The sequence below is a fragment of the Pseudoalteromonas sp. SCSIO 43210 genome, from assembly GCF_054133285.1.
Window position 1 is genome coordinate 2,558,842 of record NZ_CP087225.1, and the last position, 18,629, is coordinate 2,577,470.

At 40.7% G+C, this 18,629-nt stretch carries 13 protein-coding genes and 1 pseudogene; 5 read left to right on the forward strand and 9 right to left on the reverse strand.

Translation table 11 applies throughout. The features are described 5' to 3' along the window. Positions 1-255 precede the first annotated feature (255 nt). Genes cobA through nirB form a run of 3 tightly spaced genes read right to left on the reverse strand, consistent with a single transcriptional unit; the run spans position 256 to position 4,042 of the window. Complete coding sequence (cobA, locus tag LOS73_RS10970; RefSeq protein ID WP_033030368.1) at positions 256-1,119, reverse strand: uroporphyrinogen-III C-methyltransferase; 864 nt, start codon at positions 1,117-1,119, stop codon at positions 256-258. 9 nt (positions 1,120-1,128) lie between these two features. Beyond that, complete coding sequence (gene nirD, locus LOS73_RS10975) at positions 1,129-1,482, reverse strand: nitrite reductase small subunit NirD (protein WP_007375226.1); 354 nt, start codon at positions 1,480-1,482, stop codon at positions 1,129-1,131. Further along, positions 1,469-4,042 carry a nitrite reductase large subunit NirB gene (nirB, locus tag LOS73_RS10980; RefSeq protein WP_033030370.1) on the reverse strand — a complete coding sequence of 858 codons (2,574 nt, stop codon included), beginning with the start codon at positions 4,040-4,042 and terminating at the stop codon, positions 1,469-1,471. Before nirB ends, nirD begins: the two co-directional genes overlap by 14 nt. 365 nt (positions 4,043-4,407) lie before the next feature. On the opposite strand from nirB, the gene LOS73_RS10985 reads away from it, so the two are divergent. The 3 genes and pseudogenes from LOS73_RS10985 to LOS73_RS10995 all read left to right on the forward strand — a co-directional run bounded on the left by LOS73_RS10985 (position 4,408) and on the right by LOS73_RS10995 (position 8,453). Continuing rightward, positions 4,408-6,387 (forward strand): FAD-binding oxidoreductase, encoded by a 1,980-nt coding sequence (locus tag LOS73_RS10985; RefSeq protein WP_457933633.1) that lies wholly within the window; start codon positions 4,408-4,410, stop codon positions 6,385-6,387. A 145-nt stretch (positions 6,388-6,532) separates the two neighbouring features. Next, a complete protein-coding gene (locus LOS73_RS10990; protein WP_033038011.1) occupies positions 6,533-7,366 on the forward strand; it encodes a tyrosine-type recombinase/integrase in 834 nt (277 codons plus the stop codon). Next, positions 7,363-8,453: pseudogene (locus tag LOS73_RS10995) on the forward strand (IS91 family transposase). Before LOS73_RS10990 ends, LOS73_RS10995 begins: the two are co-directional and overlap by 4 nt. Before the next feature lie 276 nt (positions 8,454-8,729). Here LOS73_RS10995 and LOS73_RS11000 read toward each other — a convergent pair. The 6 genes from LOS73_RS11000 to LOS73_RS11025 all read right to left on the reverse strand — a co-directional run bounded on the left by LOS73_RS11000 (position 8,730) and on the right by LOS73_RS11025 (position 14,515). Continuing rightward, positions 8,730-9,805 (reverse strand): IS3 family transposase gene (locus LOS73_RS11000; protein ID WP_457933634.1). Its coding sequence is split into 2 segments (ribosomal slippage): positions 8,730-9,553 and positions 9,553-9,805, totalling 1,077 coding nucleotides; the frame shifts between segments, so codons are not numbered across the junction. After that, positions 9,802-10,491, reverse strand: coding sequence for an IS4 family transposase (locus LOS73_RS11005; protein ID WP_457933635.1), 690 nt, complete (start codon positions 10,489-10,491; stop codon positions 9,802-9,804). Before LOS73_RS11005 ends, LOS73_RS11000 begins: the two co-directional genes overlap by 4 nt. A gap of 6 nt (positions 10,492-10,497) precedes the next feature. Next, positions 10,498-10,653 carry a transposase domain-containing protein gene (locus LOS73_RS11010; protein WP_206075180.1) on the reverse strand — a complete coding sequence of 52 codons (156 nt, stop codon included), beginning with the start codon at positions 10,651-10,653 and terminating at the stop codon, positions 10,498-10,500. Positions 10,654-10,789: 136 nt separating this feature from the next. Beyond that, positions 10,790-11,794, reverse strand: coding sequence for a LacI family DNA-binding transcriptional regulator (locus tag LOS73_RS11015; protein WP_033031771.1), 1,005 nt, complete (start codon positions 11,792-11,794; stop codon positions 10,790-10,792). 23 nt (positions 11,795-11,817) lie between these two features. Beyond that, the gene (locus LOS73_RS11020) at positions 11,818-13,140 is read right to left on the reverse strand and encodes a glycoside-pentoside-hexuronide (GPH):cation symporter (protein WP_033031769.1); all 1,323 of its coding nucleotides are present in this window, start codon (positions 13,138-13,140) and stop codon (positions 11,818-11,820) included. A 46-nt stretch (positions 13,141-13,186) separates the two neighbouring features. Next, positions 13,187-14,515 carry a GH1 family beta-glucosidase gene (locus tag LOS73_RS11025; protein WP_033031766.1) on the reverse strand — a complete coding sequence of 443 codons (1,329 nt, stop codon included), beginning with the start codon at positions 14,513-14,515 and terminating at the stop codon, positions 13,187-13,189. A gap of 268 nt (positions 14,516-14,783) precedes the next feature. On the opposite strand from LOS73_RS11025, the gene LOS73_RS11030 reads away from it, so the two are divergent. Together LOS73_RS11030 and LOS73_RS11035 are read left to right on the forward strand one after the other, a co-directional pair. After that, the gene (locus LOS73_RS11030) at positions 14,784-16,058 is read left to right on the forward strand and encodes a sugar MFS transporter (RefSeq protein ID WP_457933636.1); all 1,275 of its coding nucleotides are present in this window, start codon (positions 14,784-14,786) and stop codon (positions 16,056-16,058) included. Next, positions 16,058-18,610: a glycoside hydrolase family 3 protein gene (locus LOS73_RS11035; RefSeq protein ID WP_033031762.1), complete on the forward strand. Its 2,553-nt coding sequence runs from the start codon at positions 16,058-16,060 to the stop codon at positions 18,608-18,610. The genes LOS73_RS11030 and LOS73_RS11035 overlap by 1 nt, the downstream gene beginning before the upstream one ends. The last annotated feature ends 19 nt before the right edge of the window (positions 18,611-18,629 follow it).

Genomic DNA, 18,629 nt, shown 5'->3' on the forward strand with positions numbered 1-18,629 from the left:
TTTGTTTTTAAAGTGCAACCACTGTTCCAATCATTAATAAATTTCATCATTGAATTTAAAATCAAGCTAATACAATTGCTTAAAGTGTTATTTTTGTTTATCACTGTGTTTCTATAATTTAACTTACCATTACTTTTAACTTATTTGGTGCATTTAAGCATGTTATTGCACACAACTTGAACCTAAATTAAAAACAAAAAAAGCGCCTACTCCTGGGGAGGTAGTAAGCGCGAAAAGTGCATTATTCATTTTGTATCATGCGTTAATATTTACACTATTTAGTAATTCAGGACTAATTGCCATTTTATGATTTATTACTTCACCAATCATAATTAGGGTAGGGCCTTGAAGGTTGTGTTTAGCATGCTCATTTACTATCAGTTCAAGCGTACTGGTAATTACCTTTTGCTTAGTGGTAGTGGCATTCTCTATTAGTGCAATGGGTGTATTACTTGGCCAACCCACTGATTGCAAACCGCAGCTTAGCGTTTGTAAGCGCGAAAGCCCCATATAAACCACTAAAGTTGGGTTGTTGTTTGCAGGCATAAACGCGTAATTTTGCCAATGAGGTTGCTTATTAGGATCGGCAAACTGCGCCGTTAAAAATGTAACACTACGCGCTACATCGCGTGCAGTGAGCGGAATACCCGTATAAGCGGAAGTAGCGCAAGCCGTTGTGACACCCGGAACAATAGCAAAATTAATATTATGCTTACTAAGCGCATCGGCTTCTTCGTTAATACGTGCAAATATACTCGGATCACCGCCTTTTAAACGCACTACATTTAAGCCTTGTTGCGCGTATTTAACCAGTAGTTCGCATATGTTAGCTTGGGTCATCGAATGCTTACCCGCACGTTTACCTACAAATACACGCTGCGCTTTTTTAGGTAGCGTTTTTAACAAATCATCACTTACTAACCAATCATATAAAACAACATCGGCGGCATTAATTAAACGCTGCGCTTTTACTGTAATTAGCTCTGCGTCTCCTGGGCCGGCACCAATTATATAAACGTTGCCGCTTTTGACGCTTCGACTATTTGTGCTTGTTAGCTTAGTAACGAGCTTATTTAGCCACACGTTTTCAATACCCGAAAAATAAGACAATACACTCATACTATTCCCCTAAGCCACAGCTATTGTAACTTTTGGTTCAGAGCTTATAAATACACTGCCGTTTTCAATTTTTGCATTGAAAACCGGTAAGTGTATTGCTTGTGCTTCTAAACATTCGCCTGTTTCTAGGCAAAAGTGTTGCTTATATAAAGGCGATGCAACAACTAATTTATTGTCGATTGAGCCAATAATGCCACGCGATAATACATTAGCTTTGCCAATAGGATCGTAGTTGCTAATGGCAAACACAGCCGTTGGGTTTTGCGGAATGTAAAAAATAGCCACTTGCTGATTATTAACTAATGCGCATACGCCGCTATTAGCCACTAGGTTGTCGATTGTTCCAATATTATGCCAAGACATCAGCTTGCTCCTCTTCAACTTCCATTACTGGAATACGGTTTTGTGTATTACGTTGCTCACGCTTTTCGGCTTCTGTAGCAGGGCGGATTTGGTTACGCTCTTGTACAAACAAAATGTTATCGTCGGTTTCGGGGCTATTAACAAACTGGCGGAATCGTTTGGCTGCATCAGGGCTTTCAATCGCTTTTTTCCACTCACACGCATAGGTTTGTGTAATTAACTCCATTTGCGCTTCTAGCTCGTCGCAAATGCCTAAGCTGTCGTCAATTACTACGCTTTTAAGGTAGTCTAAACCGCCTTCAAGGTTTTCCATCCATACCGATGTACGTTGTAATTTGTCAGCCGTTTTAATGTAAAACATAATTACGCGGTCAATGTATTTAATAAGAGTAGGTGTGTCTAAATCGGTCGCAAATAAATCAGCATGGCGAGGGCGCATACCGCCATTACCACACACGTATAAGTTCCAGCCGTTTTCGGTGGCTATAATGCCAATATCTTTACTTTGTGCTTCGGCGCATTCGCGGGTACAACCCGATACCGCCATTTTAAATTTATGCGGCGCACGTAACCCTTTGTAGCGGTTTTCTATTTCTATTGCGTGTCCAACGCTATCTTGCACACCATAACGACACCACGTACTACCCACACACGATTTAACGGTTCTAAGAGACTTACCATAGGCATGACCGGTCTCAAATCCGGCTTCGATAAGTCGCTCCCAAATAACAGGAAGCTCTTCTAAGCGCGCACCAAATAAATCAATACGTTGACCGCCAGTGACTTTGCAGTACAGGTTAAAGTCTTTGGCTACTTGTCCAATTACAATGAGTTTGTCGGGGGTTATTTCGCCGCCAGCAATACGCGGTACTACAGAGTACGAACCATCTTTTTGCATGTTTGCTAGGTATGTATCGTTAGTGTCTTGCAAGCCAACATGAGCGGGTTCTAAAATAAAGTCGTTCCATGTTGAAGCTAAAATAGAGCCAATGGCAGGTTTACATATTTCACAGCCATGACCGCTGCCGTGTTTAGTTAGTAAGTCATCAAAGCTTTTAATGCTTTCTACTTTTACCATGTGCAGTAGTTCTTGGCGTGAATACGCAAAGTGCTCACATACATGGTTGTTTACTTCAACACCGCGACTTGCTAATTCGTTATCAACAACTGATTTTAATAACGCAGCACAACCGCCACAGCCGCTTGCTGCTTTAGTGCATGATTTTACCGAGGCTAAATCGCACGAGCCGCCATCAATTGCACCTACAATGTCGCCTTTACTCACATTGTGACACGAACAAATAGTGGCTGTGTCGGGTAGGGCACTGCCCGATAACGACGGCGCGCCGCCGCTGTCTGGTAAAATTAAACACTCAGGGTTTTCTGGTAAGTCCATGTCGTTAAGCATGTACTGCAGTAAAGTATCGTAATCGCTGGTATCGCCAACAAGTACAGCACCCAGTAATTTATTACCTTTTTCACTTAGTATGATTTTTTTATAACAGCCGCGAATAGCATCTTGATATATAAGTTCTTTACAGTCTGGCGTTTTTGCGTGAGCGTCGCCAATCGAGCCTACTTCTACGCCTAATAACTTAAGTTTTGTGCTCATATCGGCACCTAAAAACTCAAGCTCGCCACCACTTAATTGACTTGCTGCAACGCGCGCCATGTTGTAACCCGGTGCAACTAAGCCAAATAGTTTTTTGTCCCACAGGGCGCACTCGCCAATGGCTAAAATATCAGGATCAGATGTTTGGCATTGGTTATTAATAATAATACCGCCGCGCTCACCCAGTTCTAAATCAGCAATTTTGCCGAGTTGGTCATACGGGCGAATACCGGCAGAGAACAAAATCAGATCTGTTTCTAAAAATGACTCGTCCGAAAAATTTAATCTAAAGCGACTGGTTTCGCCTTTTACTATTTCGCTGGTTGCTTTTGATGTGTGTACCGTTACGCCGAGTTTTTCTATTTTATTTTTTAGTAGCGTACCGCCTTGTCCATCAAGTTGAACAGCCATAAGTTGTGGCGCAAATTCAACTACGTGGGTATCAAGCCCTAGTTGCTTAATCGCATTTGCGGCTTCAAGCCCCAACAAACCACCACCAATAACAACACCGCTTTTACTTACAGCGGCACTGGCTTTTATTTGTTCTAAATCTTCTAATGTGCGATACACCAAACAATGGGGTTGGTCGTTACCTTTTATAGGCGGCACAAATGGGAACGAACCTGTCGCGAGTATAAGTTTGTCGTACGGGTATTGCTCACCGGTTAATGTGGTCACTATTTTTGCTGTTCTATCAATGCCTTCAACCCACTGGCTGGTATGCACATTAATATTGAGTTGTTTATAGTTGTCGTGAGTTGTAAGTGCTAAATCAGCGGCTGTTTTGCCATCAAATACACTTGATAAGTACACGCGATCGTATGCAAGATTTGCTTCTCCGCAAAGTACGGTAATGTTTGCGTTGGCATCGCTTTGGCGCATTTGCTCAACAAAGTGGTGTCCGACCATACCATTACCAATAATGAGTATTTTTTGCGAGGTTTGCATAGGGCATTCCTTAAAGTGACGGTTTAAATACAAATAACAAAAAAGCCCGCCACAAATACGCAATATGCATAACTGTGTGCGGGCTTCTTTGCCTATGGTTGCTAATAGCTATTGTGCTCACAACCTAAATTTTTGCCGTAAGTAAAACGGGCTTGTTAACAGAGTGTTTGCAAAAATACAGCCAGTTTTTTAAGTTATTGTTTAAATTGTATTTAATGTTTTTTTAGAGTGAATGAAAAACCCGTTTTGACATATGTTGGTGCGCGACTGGCACTAAGAGGGTGCAAGTATTGTCATTGTTTTGTGCATTATCAGTCAATAAAACACCCATTATCATTTATTGTGTATTGCGTTAAATTTAGCCCATGAAATACGCACACGAATTTACAAGCAAAATGATAAACACAAACTCAATAGATGATTCCCCTTTTCACGAAGGCGAGCTGGCAATACAAGACAAACTCGGTAAACGAGAAATAATGGCAGCATTTGGTAAACGTGCCGTGCGCTCATTTATGCCAGAGCAGCATCAAGCATTTTTTGAGCAGTTACCATTTGTGGTTGCAGGCAGTGTTGATGAAAACGCTAATCCGTGGGTATCTATTGTTTCAGGGCAGTCAGGCTTTTTAAGCGCCCCAACGCCTACGTCGTTATTAATGACCCACGCGGTTGATAAAAACGACCCTCTACATAACACGTTAAATATTGCCGGCTCGCCAATTGGTTTATTAGGCATTGAGCTAGGCACGCGCAGGCGTAACCGTTTAAATGTGCGCGTGGGTGAGGCAATTGACGATAATAAGGTGAGTTTTAATGTTGATCAATCCTTTGGAAATTGCCCGCAGTATATTCAAACGCGCGACTTAACGTTTAATAGAGATCCTTTAGTTAAAAGTAGTGCAGTACAAAAAGTTGAATTTAATACACTTGATAACGTAGCCAGTGCGTTAATTGACACAACCGATACATTTTTTGTATCGAGTTTTATAACCGCAAAAAACAATCCAAAAATTGAAGGGGTTGATGTTTCTCACCGTGGTGGGTTGCCGGGTTTTGTAAAGCGAGAAGGCAATACATTAACGATTCCTGATTACGCAGGTAACAATTTTTTTAATACCTTGGGCAACTTTTTATTAAACCCAAAAGCAGGTTTGTTATTTCCTGATTTTGACACGGGTAATGTATTAATGCTTACCGGCAGCGTTGAAATTTTATGGGACGGGCATCCAGAGTTAGAGGGCTTTATTGGCGCAGACCGAGGCTGGAAATTTACCCTCACTAAAGGAATGTGGCTAAAAAACTTACTCCCGTTTAGTGCTAAATTTGATGCTTATTCCCCTAACACTAAAATGACGGGCACGTGGCTTGAGGCTGATAAAAACAAACAAGCCGAAAAACTAAAACATACTTGGCAGCCTTTAAAAGTAACCAAAATAATTAAAGAAAGTAATGTAATTACCTCCTTTTATTTAGAAGGGCATAACAATACAACCTTGTTACCGTTTAAAGCTGGGCAGCATTTAACTGTACAAATACCAAGTAAAAGTAGTGGTAATAGCTGTAATAGCAAACCCGTTATCAGAACCTACACGGTGTCATCAAGCCCGCATGAGCAGTTTTATCGGTTATCGATTAAAAAAGAGCTTAGCGGTGAGGTGTCAAACTACTTTCATAATAACGTAAAACTCGGGAGCGTTATTTTAGCTAAATACCCACAAGGGCAGTTTTTTATTGACCCAACCAGTACCAAACCAGCGGTACTCATTGGTGGCGGAATAGGCATTACACCCATGGTTTCAATGGCTAAACACATTGCCAATGAAGGGTTGAGAACCCGCTATACACGCCCTTTGCATATTTTTCACAGTGCTAAAAATAAACAGCAGCGTGCGTTTTATAACGAGCTAAAAACGTTAGCAGATACGAGTGGCGGCGCAATTGATTATTACTCACTTTTATCTCAGCCTGAGCTTGATGAAAAACAAGGCAATGGCTCTAATTTAAAAGACGAAAGCTTTGATTTAAAAGGGCGCATAAATGCGGATGTGTTTAGGTATTATTTACCACTTGATGACTACGAGTTCTTTTTATGCGGACCTGATGCGTTTATGCAGCACGTATATAACGAACTGTTATTGCTCGGTGTGCAGGATAAAAATATATTTTCGGAAGCATTTGGACCCTCCAGTATTAAGCGCAATGTGCTTAACACAAACGAAGCGCCTAATAAAAGAAAAGAAATGAGCGTAGAAGAGGCTGACAACACCGTAATTAAATTTAGTAAATCGGGCTTTGAGCAGGGGTGGAACGGTAATCCCCCCATTTTTAATGGAGGCTATCAGTAGAATTTTCGTTGTTTAACTTTTCCAGTTTTTGTATGGGTGTTATTCCACCTATGCCCATGTTGAACTAAGCCGCTACGCGGAGATCCTATTCTGACCATTTGAGCCACACTTACCTTGGGGTTATCCCATAACTTGGAGGTAAGTCATGAATACACTCATTGAACAAGTCAAAATTGAAATAGCCTACCGTGGTTATTCACAAAGTACCTGTAAAAGTTACTGCGAGCATTTACTTAAACTCAGCCATTATTTTAATAAACCACTCGATTTAATTACTGATGATGAGCTGAATATCTTTTTTAAAGATCCCGCCATTCGCAAGCTCTCCAGAGCGAGTCAAAAAATACAAATAAACAGTATTTGGTTTTTGTTTAAGAATATTTTACACCGCCCACTGAACTTAGACATAGCCTTGCCTAAAGCAAAACCTCGGGCACCTACTTATTTATCGCGTGATGATATTCGACGACTTATAGAAAGTTGCACGGATATGCGCTTAAAAACATTGATAGTGGTGTGTTATGGATGTGGTTTGCGTATTGGCGAACTGCTGCGCATCAAAGTGCAAGACATCGATGGACAGCGTAAAACCATTTTAATTGAACAGGGTAAAGGAGATAAGTCACGCTATGTTGTTGTATCAGATAGCGTGCTAAATCAATTACGTTGCTATTGGAAAATGTATCATCCAACGGGCTGGATGTTTTATTCACGATGGTTAATGGATAAACCTATGTCACCCTCAAGCTTCAGAAAGGCATTGAAAAAACATGCACAAATGTGTGGTTTAAAGCACTGTAATCCACATGTATTACGCCATGCTTATGCAACACATCAACTTGAGTTAGGGATGCCGCTTCATCAACTTCAACATCAGCTTGGTCACAGTGACATTAGAACCACGCAAAGTTACTTACACTGGTTACCTGAATTAGGGCATGGTGGTATTGATTTACTCGCAAGTTGGGGAAACCAATGAGCGGCTTGCACCTCGCTGATATTTTAAATTCTGGCCTTGGGAATTATCGGCAGCACCACATAATGAGTTATCAGCAGTTACGAGTCTGCCAACACCTTCAATCATGCAGAACGGGTCAGCTCGGTTATCAAGCATGGCAATGTGATAACTGTAGTGAAGTACAACAAATTGGATGTAGCTGTCGAGATCGGCATTGCCCACGTTGCCAAGGTATGGCAACGGCTAAATGGGTGCAAAGACAACAAGAGGATTTATTATCGTGTCGGTATTTCCACCTTGTTTTTACGCTCCCCATGAGTTAAATGTCATTGCGCACTACAACCCAAACGCGTTGTATCACTGTTTATTTAAAGCCGCATGGCAAACGCTGAACAAATTTGCGAAACGAAAGAGGCATGGCCAGTTAGGCATGACAAGCGTACTGCATACGTGGGGGCAGAACTTAAGTCAGCATATTCACCTGCATTGCTTGATACCCGCAGGCGCGCTTGATAAAGCGCACTGGCATGAAATAGAAAAAGGCTATTTATACCCCGTTAAAGCATTATCAACAGTGTTTAGAGGGAAAATGCTCGCGGCGCTCAATGAATGCGATAGTTCATTCGCGAAGGTAAGCACACCAACCAAATGGTGCGTGTATAGCAAAGCCTGTTTAACGTACAGTGAAAAGCTAGTTAGTTACCTTGCTCGTTATACCCGAAAAGGCGTGATGTCAGAATCGCGATTAGTGTCAGCGACTGAAGAAACAGTGAGCTTTAAATACCGCGATTATGCAGATAACAACCGCGATAAAGTCATGACTCTGAGTTGTGATGAATTTTTACGGCGCTACTTACAACATGTATTGCCCAAAGGGTTTATGCGCATTCGTCACTATGGCTTTTTAGCTAATGCGTGTCGCAAGCGAAAGTTAGGGTTAATAAAGGCTCAAGTATCAGCAACCCCATGCAAAGCGGTGAAGCCGAAGGTAGAGCAAGAACGATTAATACCCCATTGGTCTTGCCAGTCATGCAAGACGGGTACCTTACGATTTATTGGTGTGATGAATTTAGATGAGGCGACAAATAAAATAGCGCGAACGAGTTAGCAGCCTTGCTTGCTGCATCAAATCAATAAGTTAACCTGCTTAATTGCTCAGGCTAATAGCGACTGTGCGAGCGAAAAATATCCTTGCTTAACGGTTAAACATTCGGTTTAATGAATAGATAATAAACGCTGAGCAATGCAGGGAAAGCTTAAATTATAATAGGTAAGCTTATTAAATTAGCTGATTTAGCTAGAGCCTCTAAAAAGCAAATTCCCATAGCATAAACAACACCAACTCTGACACACCGAGCAGGTAGCGCCTCAGTCCAACAAGCGATTATGCAACACAAACTGCGTGTCGCATAAATACTAAAGTGTTAGGGCGTTCATTATTATAAGTCCATAACCAATCGGTTGCTTTATCTTGTAACTCACTAATATCACTGTAGATATAATGACTTAGCCAGTCATACCTAACCGTGCGATTAAACCGCTCTACATAAGCATTTTGTTGCGGGTTACCTGGTTGAATAAATCGTAATTCAATATTATTATTTAACGCCCATTCTGCTAATTTATGGCTAATATATTCAGGCCCATTGTCACACCTGATAGCTTTTGGCTTACCACGCCATTCTATAATTTGATTGAGTGAGCGGATAACACGCTCAGCGGGGAGTGATAAGTCAGCATCTATTGTGAGTCCTTCGCGATTGAAATCATCAATCACATTGAACAAGCGACACCCTCTGCCATCCGATAATTGGTCGTGCATGAGATCCATTGACCAACATTCGTTAATGGCCTCAGGGACAGCCAATGGTTCAGGCTTCTTCCTTGTTATACGTTTTCTAGGCTTTATTCGCAGATTCAACTCAAGCTCACGGTAAATACGATAAACGCGCTTATGATTCCATGTGTAGCCTTTAACATTGCGTAAATATAAAAAACATAAACCGAATCCCCAATTACGCTGACATTGGCTTAAATCCAATAGCAACGCTGCAATTTTCTCATTTTCATCAGACAGTTTTGGCGTATAGCGATAGCATGTTTCACTTATCATGAAAGTACGACAGGCTAAGGCAATACTCATTTTATTTGTGCTAACGACTTCATGAGCCAAGACTTTGCGCTCAGAAGCCTTTACCACTTTTTTGCCATTGCCTCCTGAATGACCTCAGATTTTAGCCGCTCTTCAGCATACATTTTCTTTAAACGGCGATTTTCATCTTCAAGCTCTTTCATTCGTGTCATTAAAGACGCATCCATGCCGCCGTATTTAGCGCGCCATTTATAAAAGGTTGAGTTGCCCATACCATGTTCACGGCATAGCTCAGGAATAGGCACGCCGCTTTCTGCTTGTTTTAAAATGGCAAGGATCTGACTGTCTGTAAAATGTGCTTTTTTCATAATTTTCTCCTGTGTTTACAATAAGAGAAAACTCTACGTTTGGCATCTATTATTTTGGGGGGGGGATTACCCTTTATTGTTTTCAATTCAATGACATGGTCATTTTTACCCGCGCTGGAAATGATTTCATACTGTAAGTCGGGCCTTGCTGGTATCAGCCAGTGCCTCATCTTCCCAGTTTGGTGCCAACGGTTTAACAGGCCTAAAGAATAATATCCTTTATCAAATATAGTCAGTGAATTATCTGGTGTACGTTCAATTAAACGCTCAGCTAATTTCATCTCGTTGGTTTTATAGTTATCAAACTCGCTACAGAGCAGTTGATGGCTGGTCAATTCCATATGACAGACCATGCGTATTTGAGGAAAGGCTGTATCACCGTATTGGTTGCTACCAGAAGAGAAGGCTTTACGATTATCAGGCGTGTCGGCTGTTCGCCAAACAACACCGTCAACAGCTAATAGGTTCAAACCATTCCATGTTTCGAATGACTGTTGCTTATACATTGATTGAGCAGATTTATTGGAAACGTGTTTAACGGAATCATCACCTAACCTTTGTCTCGCCTGTACCATCGCACTTGGAGCAACGAGTTGGTTCTTGCCAGGTAACATGATATCTAGCTTATTAGCGATATTCCAAACCGATTCTTTTCGAAACAATGCCATGCCAATAACTGACCACAAAACGGCCTAAAGCGGTAATCTTCGCTTACGAACGGTTGCAATCCCTGCTTGTTGAAAGCCTTGTTCAATGATTTCAGGGTCAAGAATTTCTGATAATTTTTCAAAGGTATGGTATCGGCTGCTTTCTTCAAGTGTTGCTTGCAGTGCTTGTTCTATATTCACAAAAAAATCCGTAGTTAGTTTCCTATTACGGATTTTGCATGATCGTTTGGATCGGTCAACCGGCCATTTTCTTAACTGATCGGCATTAGGCATTTAGCCGCTTTTTTGTACCAAAATTAGTATTTGCTTTTAGTCTTTATTTAATAAGTGGTGCAGATGAATCGCGCTGCATTAAAGTGGGTTCAAAAAAGCGATTTATAACAAGGTTTTTATTTTGATAAACATCTTTAAGCACTAATTTAGCGGCCATTTCGCCCATTTTCCCGACCGGATTATCTATGGTCGTGAGTGTAGGGTACAGATAGTTTGCAAAAATAACGTTATCAAATCCAACAATCGATAAATCGTTTGGTAAATTATAACCGTGCTCTCGAGCATATTTCATAGCACCGGAAGCCATTTCGTCATTGGCGCACACCAGTGCAGTAAAGCTGAGCTTTTCATCAATAAAATGTTTTAAGCCTTTACTACCACCGGTTTCGTTAAAATCGCCAATATAAAAAAGCGCAGGATCAAATTTAATACCAGCCTCTGCGAGTGCTTGTTTATGACCCTCTAAGCGGTTAAAAGCATCGGCTTTAAACTGCGGGCCTGCAATGTACGCTATTTGTGTATGGCCGTGATTTAATATCGATTTAGTGGCTAGGTAGCCACCTAATTGATTATCTAGGCTGATACAGTTATCTTTTAGTTGTTCTACGTAACGACTCATTAAATAAACGGGCGTAGAGCCTTTACTTAGTTTTATTAGGTAGTCGTCTGAAACGGCTTCAACGTGCAAAATAATAGCATCGCAGCGTCTGCTAATTAAAAACTCAATGCCTTCTTGTTCTTTGTCTTCTTCACTGTGCCCGGTGGTAATAATAACGTGTTTACCCGCAGCACGAAGCTCCGACTCAATACCTGCCATCATTTGGGCAAAGAAAGGACCATGTAACTCAGACACTAAAATACCGACACTGTTAGTACAGTTAGAGGCTAAAGATTGCGCTATTGAGTTAGGCTTGTAGCCAAGCTGCTCCATGGCATCAAGCACTTTTTTTTTGGTTTTATCGCTTACACGGGTATTTTTGTTCATCACGCGAGAAACGGTGGCTAACGATACGCCCGCAAGCTCTGAGACTTGATAAATTGTTGCCATGTTATTTGTTCACTCGCTTATCCTTAACTAGTTGTTAGTTTAGATTGAATATTTTCAACAACCTGATTAGTCAGTGTATATTTTTTCATTATGTAGGCAACAAATAAAGATCCAAAAGCAGGTAAGACAGTAAATGAAAGTAAAATACCGTGTTGAGTATCAAGTGTTTGTACTGAATCGGCTTGATAGCTGTAAAAAGATAACAACCAGCCTGCAATTGCGCCGCCTACCGCCACGCCCATTTTAATAAAAAATATGACGCCTGAATAAACTAAACCCGTAATGCGTACACCTGTTTTTTCATGCCCGTAATCTATGGTGTCGGCCATTTTTGCCCATAACAACGGGGTTGCCATATCTAAAAAGAATTTCCATAAAATAAAGGCAGTAAATGCGAGTACTAATTGATCTTTACTAATAAAGTAGCTAAAACCACAAATAGCGGCAGCAATAACTTGTAAGCTTATATAGGCTTTTATTTTACAAAAGCGCTTTGCAAGCGGTTGAGCTAAAGCACACCCTAGCATGCTTGCTGCAACGCCTAGTGTCATAAATAAGGTGATTATATCGTCTCGACCTAGATAGTATTTTACGTAGTAAACAGCAAGCGTAAGCCTTAATACTTGACCGGTAAGTAAAAAAAACGCAGCTAAGCAAAGTGTTCGCCATTGATCGTTTTTAATTAATGCTTTAACACTTTGGGCAAAAGGAATGTTTTGCTCTTTTGGCTGTTGAATACGCTCTTTTGTGCCTAAAAAACAAAGTAAAAATAGTACAAAGCCTAAAATGCTCATTGCAGTCATGGTGTATTGATAGCCCTTAGCTGCATCGCCTTGGCCAAAGTACTCAACCATTGGCATAGTACAACCCGCTACTATTACGCCGCCTAACATACCAAATACAAAGCGGTAAGACTGAATAGTCACGCGCTCTTTTGCGTCGCTTGTAAGTACACCGCCCAGTGCACAATAAGGAATATTGATAGCGGTGTAAGCCACCATAAGTAGTGTGTAAGTAGTAAAGGCGTAAATTATTTTATCGGTGCCTTCTAAATCAGGTGTGGTAAACGCTAAAATACTAATAATGGCAAAAGGAAGTGAAAGCCAAAGTAGGTAGGGGCGAAAGTGCCCCCAGCGCGTATGTGTTTTGTCAGCAAGGTTGCCCATTAATGGGTCGGTTACGGCATCAAAAATACGTACTGCTAAAAACATAGTACCGACAACAGCGGGTGATAAACCCACTACGTCTGTGTAGTACAGCATTAAAAACATCATAACTGTTTGAAAAATAATATTACTGGCGGTGTCGCCTAAGCCATACGCTATTTTTTCTTTTACACTGACCATGATTATTTATCCCGCTTTATACTTGTTTTTAGTTATGGGTATGCTCTTATCTTTTAGAGATGAGTTCTTTATAAGCTAAGCCACTGTTTTTAATAGTGCGTTGCTGGGTTTTATAATCTACATACACAATACCAAAACGTTTTAAATAGCCTTCAGCCCATTCAAAGTTATCCATTAAGCTCCAAGCAAAGTAGCCATGTATAACAACACCTTGTTCAATTGCATTATGAACCGCGTTTAAATGAGTATTATAATAACTTAAACGGTCTAAGTCGTTAACTTCACCATTATTGTACGTATCGGGCATTGCTGCACCATTTTCGGTTATATAAATAGGCGGTAAGGTGTATGTTTTATTAAGCGATACGAGCAAATCAGTGAACGATTGCGGATAAATTTCCCACCCCATATCAGTTAGCGGGCCCGTAGGTGCAATAGGCTCATAAATGTCAGTAGGGTGCGCTTTATAAACTTGGCGGGTATAAAAGTTAATACCTAAGTAATCAATAGATTGAGAAATTAGTTCCATATCGCCCTCAAGAATCTCAGGCTGATGGTTTAATGGTAATTGATTAATTATATCGGGGTATTGGGCATCAATTATTGGTTTTATATACCACTGATTAAGATAGTCGTCTGCAAATGCAGTGGCTTTTAAGTCTTCATCACTTTGAGTAAGGCTATAACACGGCGTAAAGTTAAGCACTATGCCATTTAAAGTATTAGGCGAGTTTTGCTTTAATACGCTCATAGCGAGTCCGTGGGCTAATAATAAATGGTGCGCTGCTTTACGACCATATTCTTTACCCACTTTACCTGGCGCATGAATACCAATTTCGTAACCTAAAAACGCAGTACAAAATGGTTCATTCAGTGTGGCATAAGAGTGAACGCGATCGCCAAAGGCTTTAGTAATTAAATTTACGTAATGCTCAAAAGCGTAAGCTGTTTGTCTGTTAAGCCATCCGCCTTCATCTTCAAGATGTTGCGGTAAATCCCAGTGGTACAAAGTAACAAAGGCTTTAATATTGCGACGTTTTAGCTCATCTAAAATATCAGTATAAAACTTCACGCCTACAGGATTTAACTTTGCGTCTTGGGTCATCACGCGCGGCCATGAAATAGAAAGCCTGTAAGCATCTACGCCAAGTGACTCAATAAGGTCTATATCATCACGCCAAAGGTTATAGTGATCGCACGCGATATGACCGTTTGAGCTATCGACTATTTTATTGGGCGTATCGCAAAAAGTGTCCCAAATACATGGGAGACGATCTTGTGATCCGCCTTCTATTTGAAAAGAAGCCGTGGCCACGCCGTACACAAAGTTTTTAGATAAAAGCGGTGAATGGGGCGGTAGTGATAATTTTGTCATTAATAACAAACCTTTTGTTGGTCATTTACAGAGAGATCAGCCCTGTGTTTTTACTTAATTAATGCTGTATGCGTGGTACAAAAAATAAAAAGTGTTGAAATATACAGCTTGTTCGTATTTAATTGCATATGAAAGCGCTTATATTTAAGATTAGTGTTTATTAATTCTTAGGTCAACTCTTTAATGCTTCTGGATGGTTTAAAGACAGCTGAAAACTGCAACAGAGCAGTTTAAGAATAGATTTATAATAATAAAATACGGAGAACACATGGCAAGTTCAGCACCAGTGACAACACACACACAGTCGCAAAACTATCAGGATAAAAATTACAGTTTTGCATTAACTTCATTAACAACATTATTTTTCATGTGGGGGTTTATAACCTGCCTAAATGATATTTTAATCCCACACTTAAAAGCCGTGTTTAACCTAACGTATGTACAAGCCATGTTGGTTCAGTTTTGCTTTTTTGGCGCTTACTTTTTAATGTCACTTCCAAGTGGCTATATAGTTAAAAAGGTGGGCTATAAAAAAGGCATTGTGATTGGATTATTAATTGCAGCAGTCGGGTGTATATTATTTTACCCAGCAGCGTCTTTACATAGTTATCCTGTATTTTTATTCGCTTTATTTGTACTTGCCAGCGGCATAACGTTATTGCAAGTATCTGCTAATCCTTATGTAAGTTTGTTGGGTTCAGCAAAAACAGCGTCGTCTCGACTTACGCTTACCCAAGCTTTTAATGCCTTAGGTACTACTGTTGCGCCATCATTTGGTGCTCTGTTAATTCTAGACTCAGCGTCAGATGCCTTTTTAACACCGGCTCAAAATGCAGAGTCAGTTCAACTTCCTTACCTCCTTTTAGCTGCGATGCTTATTTTACTAGCAGGTATTTTTGCTTGGCTTAAATTACCAGACATTATGAGCGAGCAAAAAGCAGAAGCCGAAAAATCAGAAGCAATTGAAGGCAGTGCTTGGCAGTATCGCCATCTTGTATTAGGTGCTGTGGGTATATTTATGTATGTAGGCGCCGAAGTGGCAATTGGTAGCTTTTTAGTAAGCTTTTTAGCACAAGAAAATATAGCAGGGCTAAAAGAGCATGTTGCAGCTCATTACATCACTTATTATTTTGGTGGTGCTATGGTTGGGCGTTTTATTGGTGCTGCTGTAATGCAAAAACTACCCGCTGGTAAAGTACTTGGTTTTAACGCAACCATGGCTATTATTTTAGTCATTATTGCCATGAGCACGTCGGGTCAATTAGCAATGTGGTCAATACTATTGGTTGGTTTATTCAATTCTATTATGTTCCCCACTATTTTTAGTTTAGCGTTAAATGGACTTGGTAAGCATACAGCTCAAGGCTCTGGTATTTTGTGTTTGGCGATTGTAGGTGGTGCAATAGTGCCACTTTTACAAGGTGCACTTGCGGATAGTGTGGGTGTTCAACTTTCGTATGTTTTACCTATTTTATGTTACATATTTATTGTTTTTTACGGCCTACGAGGCAGCAAACCAGTATTAGTGAAGGAGCCATCATAATGAAAACGACTTTTAAACTTAATGCATTAGCAATTGCAACGTTAGTAGGAAGTGTTACTGCACTAAGCGGATGTACTAACGAAAGCAATGTTGAAAAAGTAAATGTTGAAGCGCAATCAAAGCTTGAGAAAATTTGGCCAAAACTTTCAATTGCAGTGAAAAAAGACCCAGTTATTGAAGCTCAAATTGTCACGTTTTTAGAAAATATGACGCTTGAGCAAAAAGTAGCGCAAATGATTCAACCAGAAATTCGTGATATTACCGTTGAAGACATGCGTAAATATGGTTTTGGCTCTTACCTTAATGGCGGTGGTGCTTTCCCTAATGGCGATAAGCATGCAACGCCAGAGGATTGGGTTGCACTTGCAGAAAAAATGTATCAAGCATCTATTGATGACTCAGTGGATGGCAGTAAAATTCCAACTATGTGGGGCACCGATGCAGTACATGGTCATAATAACGTAATTGGCGCGACGCTTTTTCCACATAACATTGGTTTAGGCGCAGCTAATAACCCCGATTTAATAGAGCAAATAGCGTCTATTACCGCAGTAGAAGTAATGGCTACGGGGATAGATTGGGTATTTGCACCCACTGTAGCAGTAGTACGAGACGACCGATGGGGCAGAACTTACGAAGGCTATTCTGAGGATCCAAAAATTGTTCACGATTACTCAGCAGCAATTGTAAATGGATTGCAAGGTAAAGCCGATGGCGACTTTTTAAGTGATAAGCGCGTTATTAGCACGGTTAAGCACTTTATTGGCGATGGCGGCACCGTTGATGGGGATGATCAGGGAAATAATATAGACAGCGAGCAGTCGCTATTTGATATTCATGCCCAAGGTTACGTAGGTGGTTTATCGGCGGGTAGTCAATCTGTTATGGCGTCTTTTAATAGCTGGAATGGCGTTAAAAATCACGGCAATAAATACTTACTTACAGATGTATTAAAAACACGTATGGGTTTTGATGGTTTTGTAGTGGGTGATTGGAACGGCCATGGGCAAATTAAAGGCTGTACTAACGAAAGCTGCCCAGAAGCGGTAAATGCTGGCCTTGATATTTTTATGGTGCCAACAGGCGCGTGGAAGCCGCTATATGAAAATACAATTGCACAAGTAAATGCAGGTAAAATAAGTATGAGCCGCATTGATGATGCGGTTGCACGTATTTTACGCGTTAAGTTACGCGCTGGGTTATTTGATAAACCAAGTCCGGCTAAGCGTCTTTACTCGGGTAAAACAGAGCTTATTGGCGCGCAAGCGCATCGCGAAGTAGCACGTCAAGCTGTGCGCGAGTCGCTTGTATTACTTAAAAATAAAAATAACCTATTACCTATCGCAGCTAATCAACGCGTACTTGTTGCAGGTGATGGTGTCGATAACATAGGTAAACAGTCGGGTGGGTGGAGTATTACGTGGCAAGGGACTAATAATAAAAATGCAGACTTCCCTGGAGCAACGTCAATTTACAAAGGGCTTGAAGAGCAAATATCTGCAGCAGGTGGAAGTGTTACTTTAAGTGCTGATGGTACGTTTGAACAACGTCCTGATGTTGCCATTGTCGTATTTGGTGAGGAACCTTACGCAGAAGGGCACGGCGATAAAGATAACCTTGAGTTTGAGCGCGGAAATAAAAAGTCATTAGCACTTTTAAGCTCGCTAAAAGAGCAAGGCATTCCTGTTGTATCTGTGTTTATTTCAGGTCGACCTATGTGGGTGAACAGCGAACTTAACGCATCTGATGCGTTTCTAGCTGCATGGTTACCTGGTACAGAAGGTGCGGGTATTGCTGATGTTTTATTAAAAGCGGCAGACGGCACCATCCAAAATAACTTTAAAGGTAAGCTATCGTTTTCTTGGCCTAAATCGGCGGTACAAACTGCGGTTAATAAAGGCGATGAAAATTACGATCCATTACTTCCTTATGGTTTTGGTTTAACGTATGGCGATAAAAACGTGCTAGCTGACGACCTTGATGAAGACTCTAAACTTGATAACTCAGGGCTTACAAGTATGGATATACTTGTTGGGGCACCTGTAGCACCATGGCGCTTATTGTTAAAATCGGGCGATGAGCTTTTAGATGTATCGAGTAGTACCCATGAATTTGGTGCAATTAAATACCGTACTGAGGACAAAACAGTACAAGAAGACGCGCGCCAATTTAACTTCAGTGGTGCAGAAAAAGCCAGCGTTGAAATAGTAACAAGCTTTGCAGAAGATACCATTGCCTACGTTGAAGCAAACAGTGTGATTAGCTTTGATATTAAATTAAACGAAGTACTAACGAGCGATATAGCACTTGCTATGACTTGCTCAGGTGAATGTGGTGCAAGCATTGATTTGGCAAACGTAGTTGATAAAACTATTGAAAATAAATGGCAGTCTGTATCAATTGATTTAGGTTGCTTTGCTGATAAGGGTGTTAATTTTGCAAACCTAACAAGCCCATTTAGCTTACACAGCAATGGTAAAGCATCAATTTCTGTAGCTAATATTCAGTTTGTACCAAATAAAGCGGACGAGGCTACGCTGTCTTGTAAATAGTTTATTAACTCTATTGTGT

Excerpts from the sequence above, each read along its gene's own strand:
- cobA (WP_033030368.1), bottom strand. The coding sequence starts at position 1,119 with ATGAGTGTATTGTCTTATTTTTCGGGTATTGAAAACGTGTGGCTAAAT.
- LOS73_RS11015 (WP_033031771.1), bottom strand. The coding sequence starts at position 11,794 with ATGGCAACAATTTATCAAGTCTCAGAGCTTGCGGGCGTATCGTTAGCC.
- LOS73_RS11035 (WP_033031762.1), top strand. The coding sequence starts at position 16,058 with ATGAAAACGACTTTTAAACTTAATGCATTAGCAATTGCAACGTTAGTA.
- LOS73_RS10985 (WP_457933633.1), top strand. The coding sequence starts at position 4,408 with ATGAAATACGCACACGAATTTACAAGCAAAATGATAAACACAAACTCA.
- LOS73_RS11020 (WP_033031769.1), bottom strand. The coding sequence starts at position 13,140 with ATGGTCAGTGTAAAAGAAAAAATAGCGTATGGCTTAGGCGACACCGCC.
- nirD (WP_007375226.1), bottom strand. The coding sequence starts at position 1,482 with ATGTCTTGGCATAATATTGGAACAATCGACAACCTAGTGGCTAATAGC.
- LOS73_RS11030 (WP_457933636.1), top strand. The coding sequence starts at position 14,784 with ATGGCAAGTTCAGCACCAGTGACAACACACACACAGTCGCAAAACTAT.
- LOS73_RS10990 (WP_033038011.1), top strand. The coding sequence starts at position 6,533 with ATGAATACACTCATTGAACAAGTCAAAATTGAAATAGCCTACCGTGGT.
- LOS73_RS11025 (WP_033031766.1), bottom strand. The coding sequence starts at position 14,515 with ATGACAAAATTATCACTACCGCCCCATTCACCGCTTTTATCTAAAAAC.
- nirB (WP_033030370.1), bottom strand. The coding sequence starts at position 4,042 with ATGCAAACCTCGCAAAAAATACTCATTATTGGTAATGGTATGGTCGGA.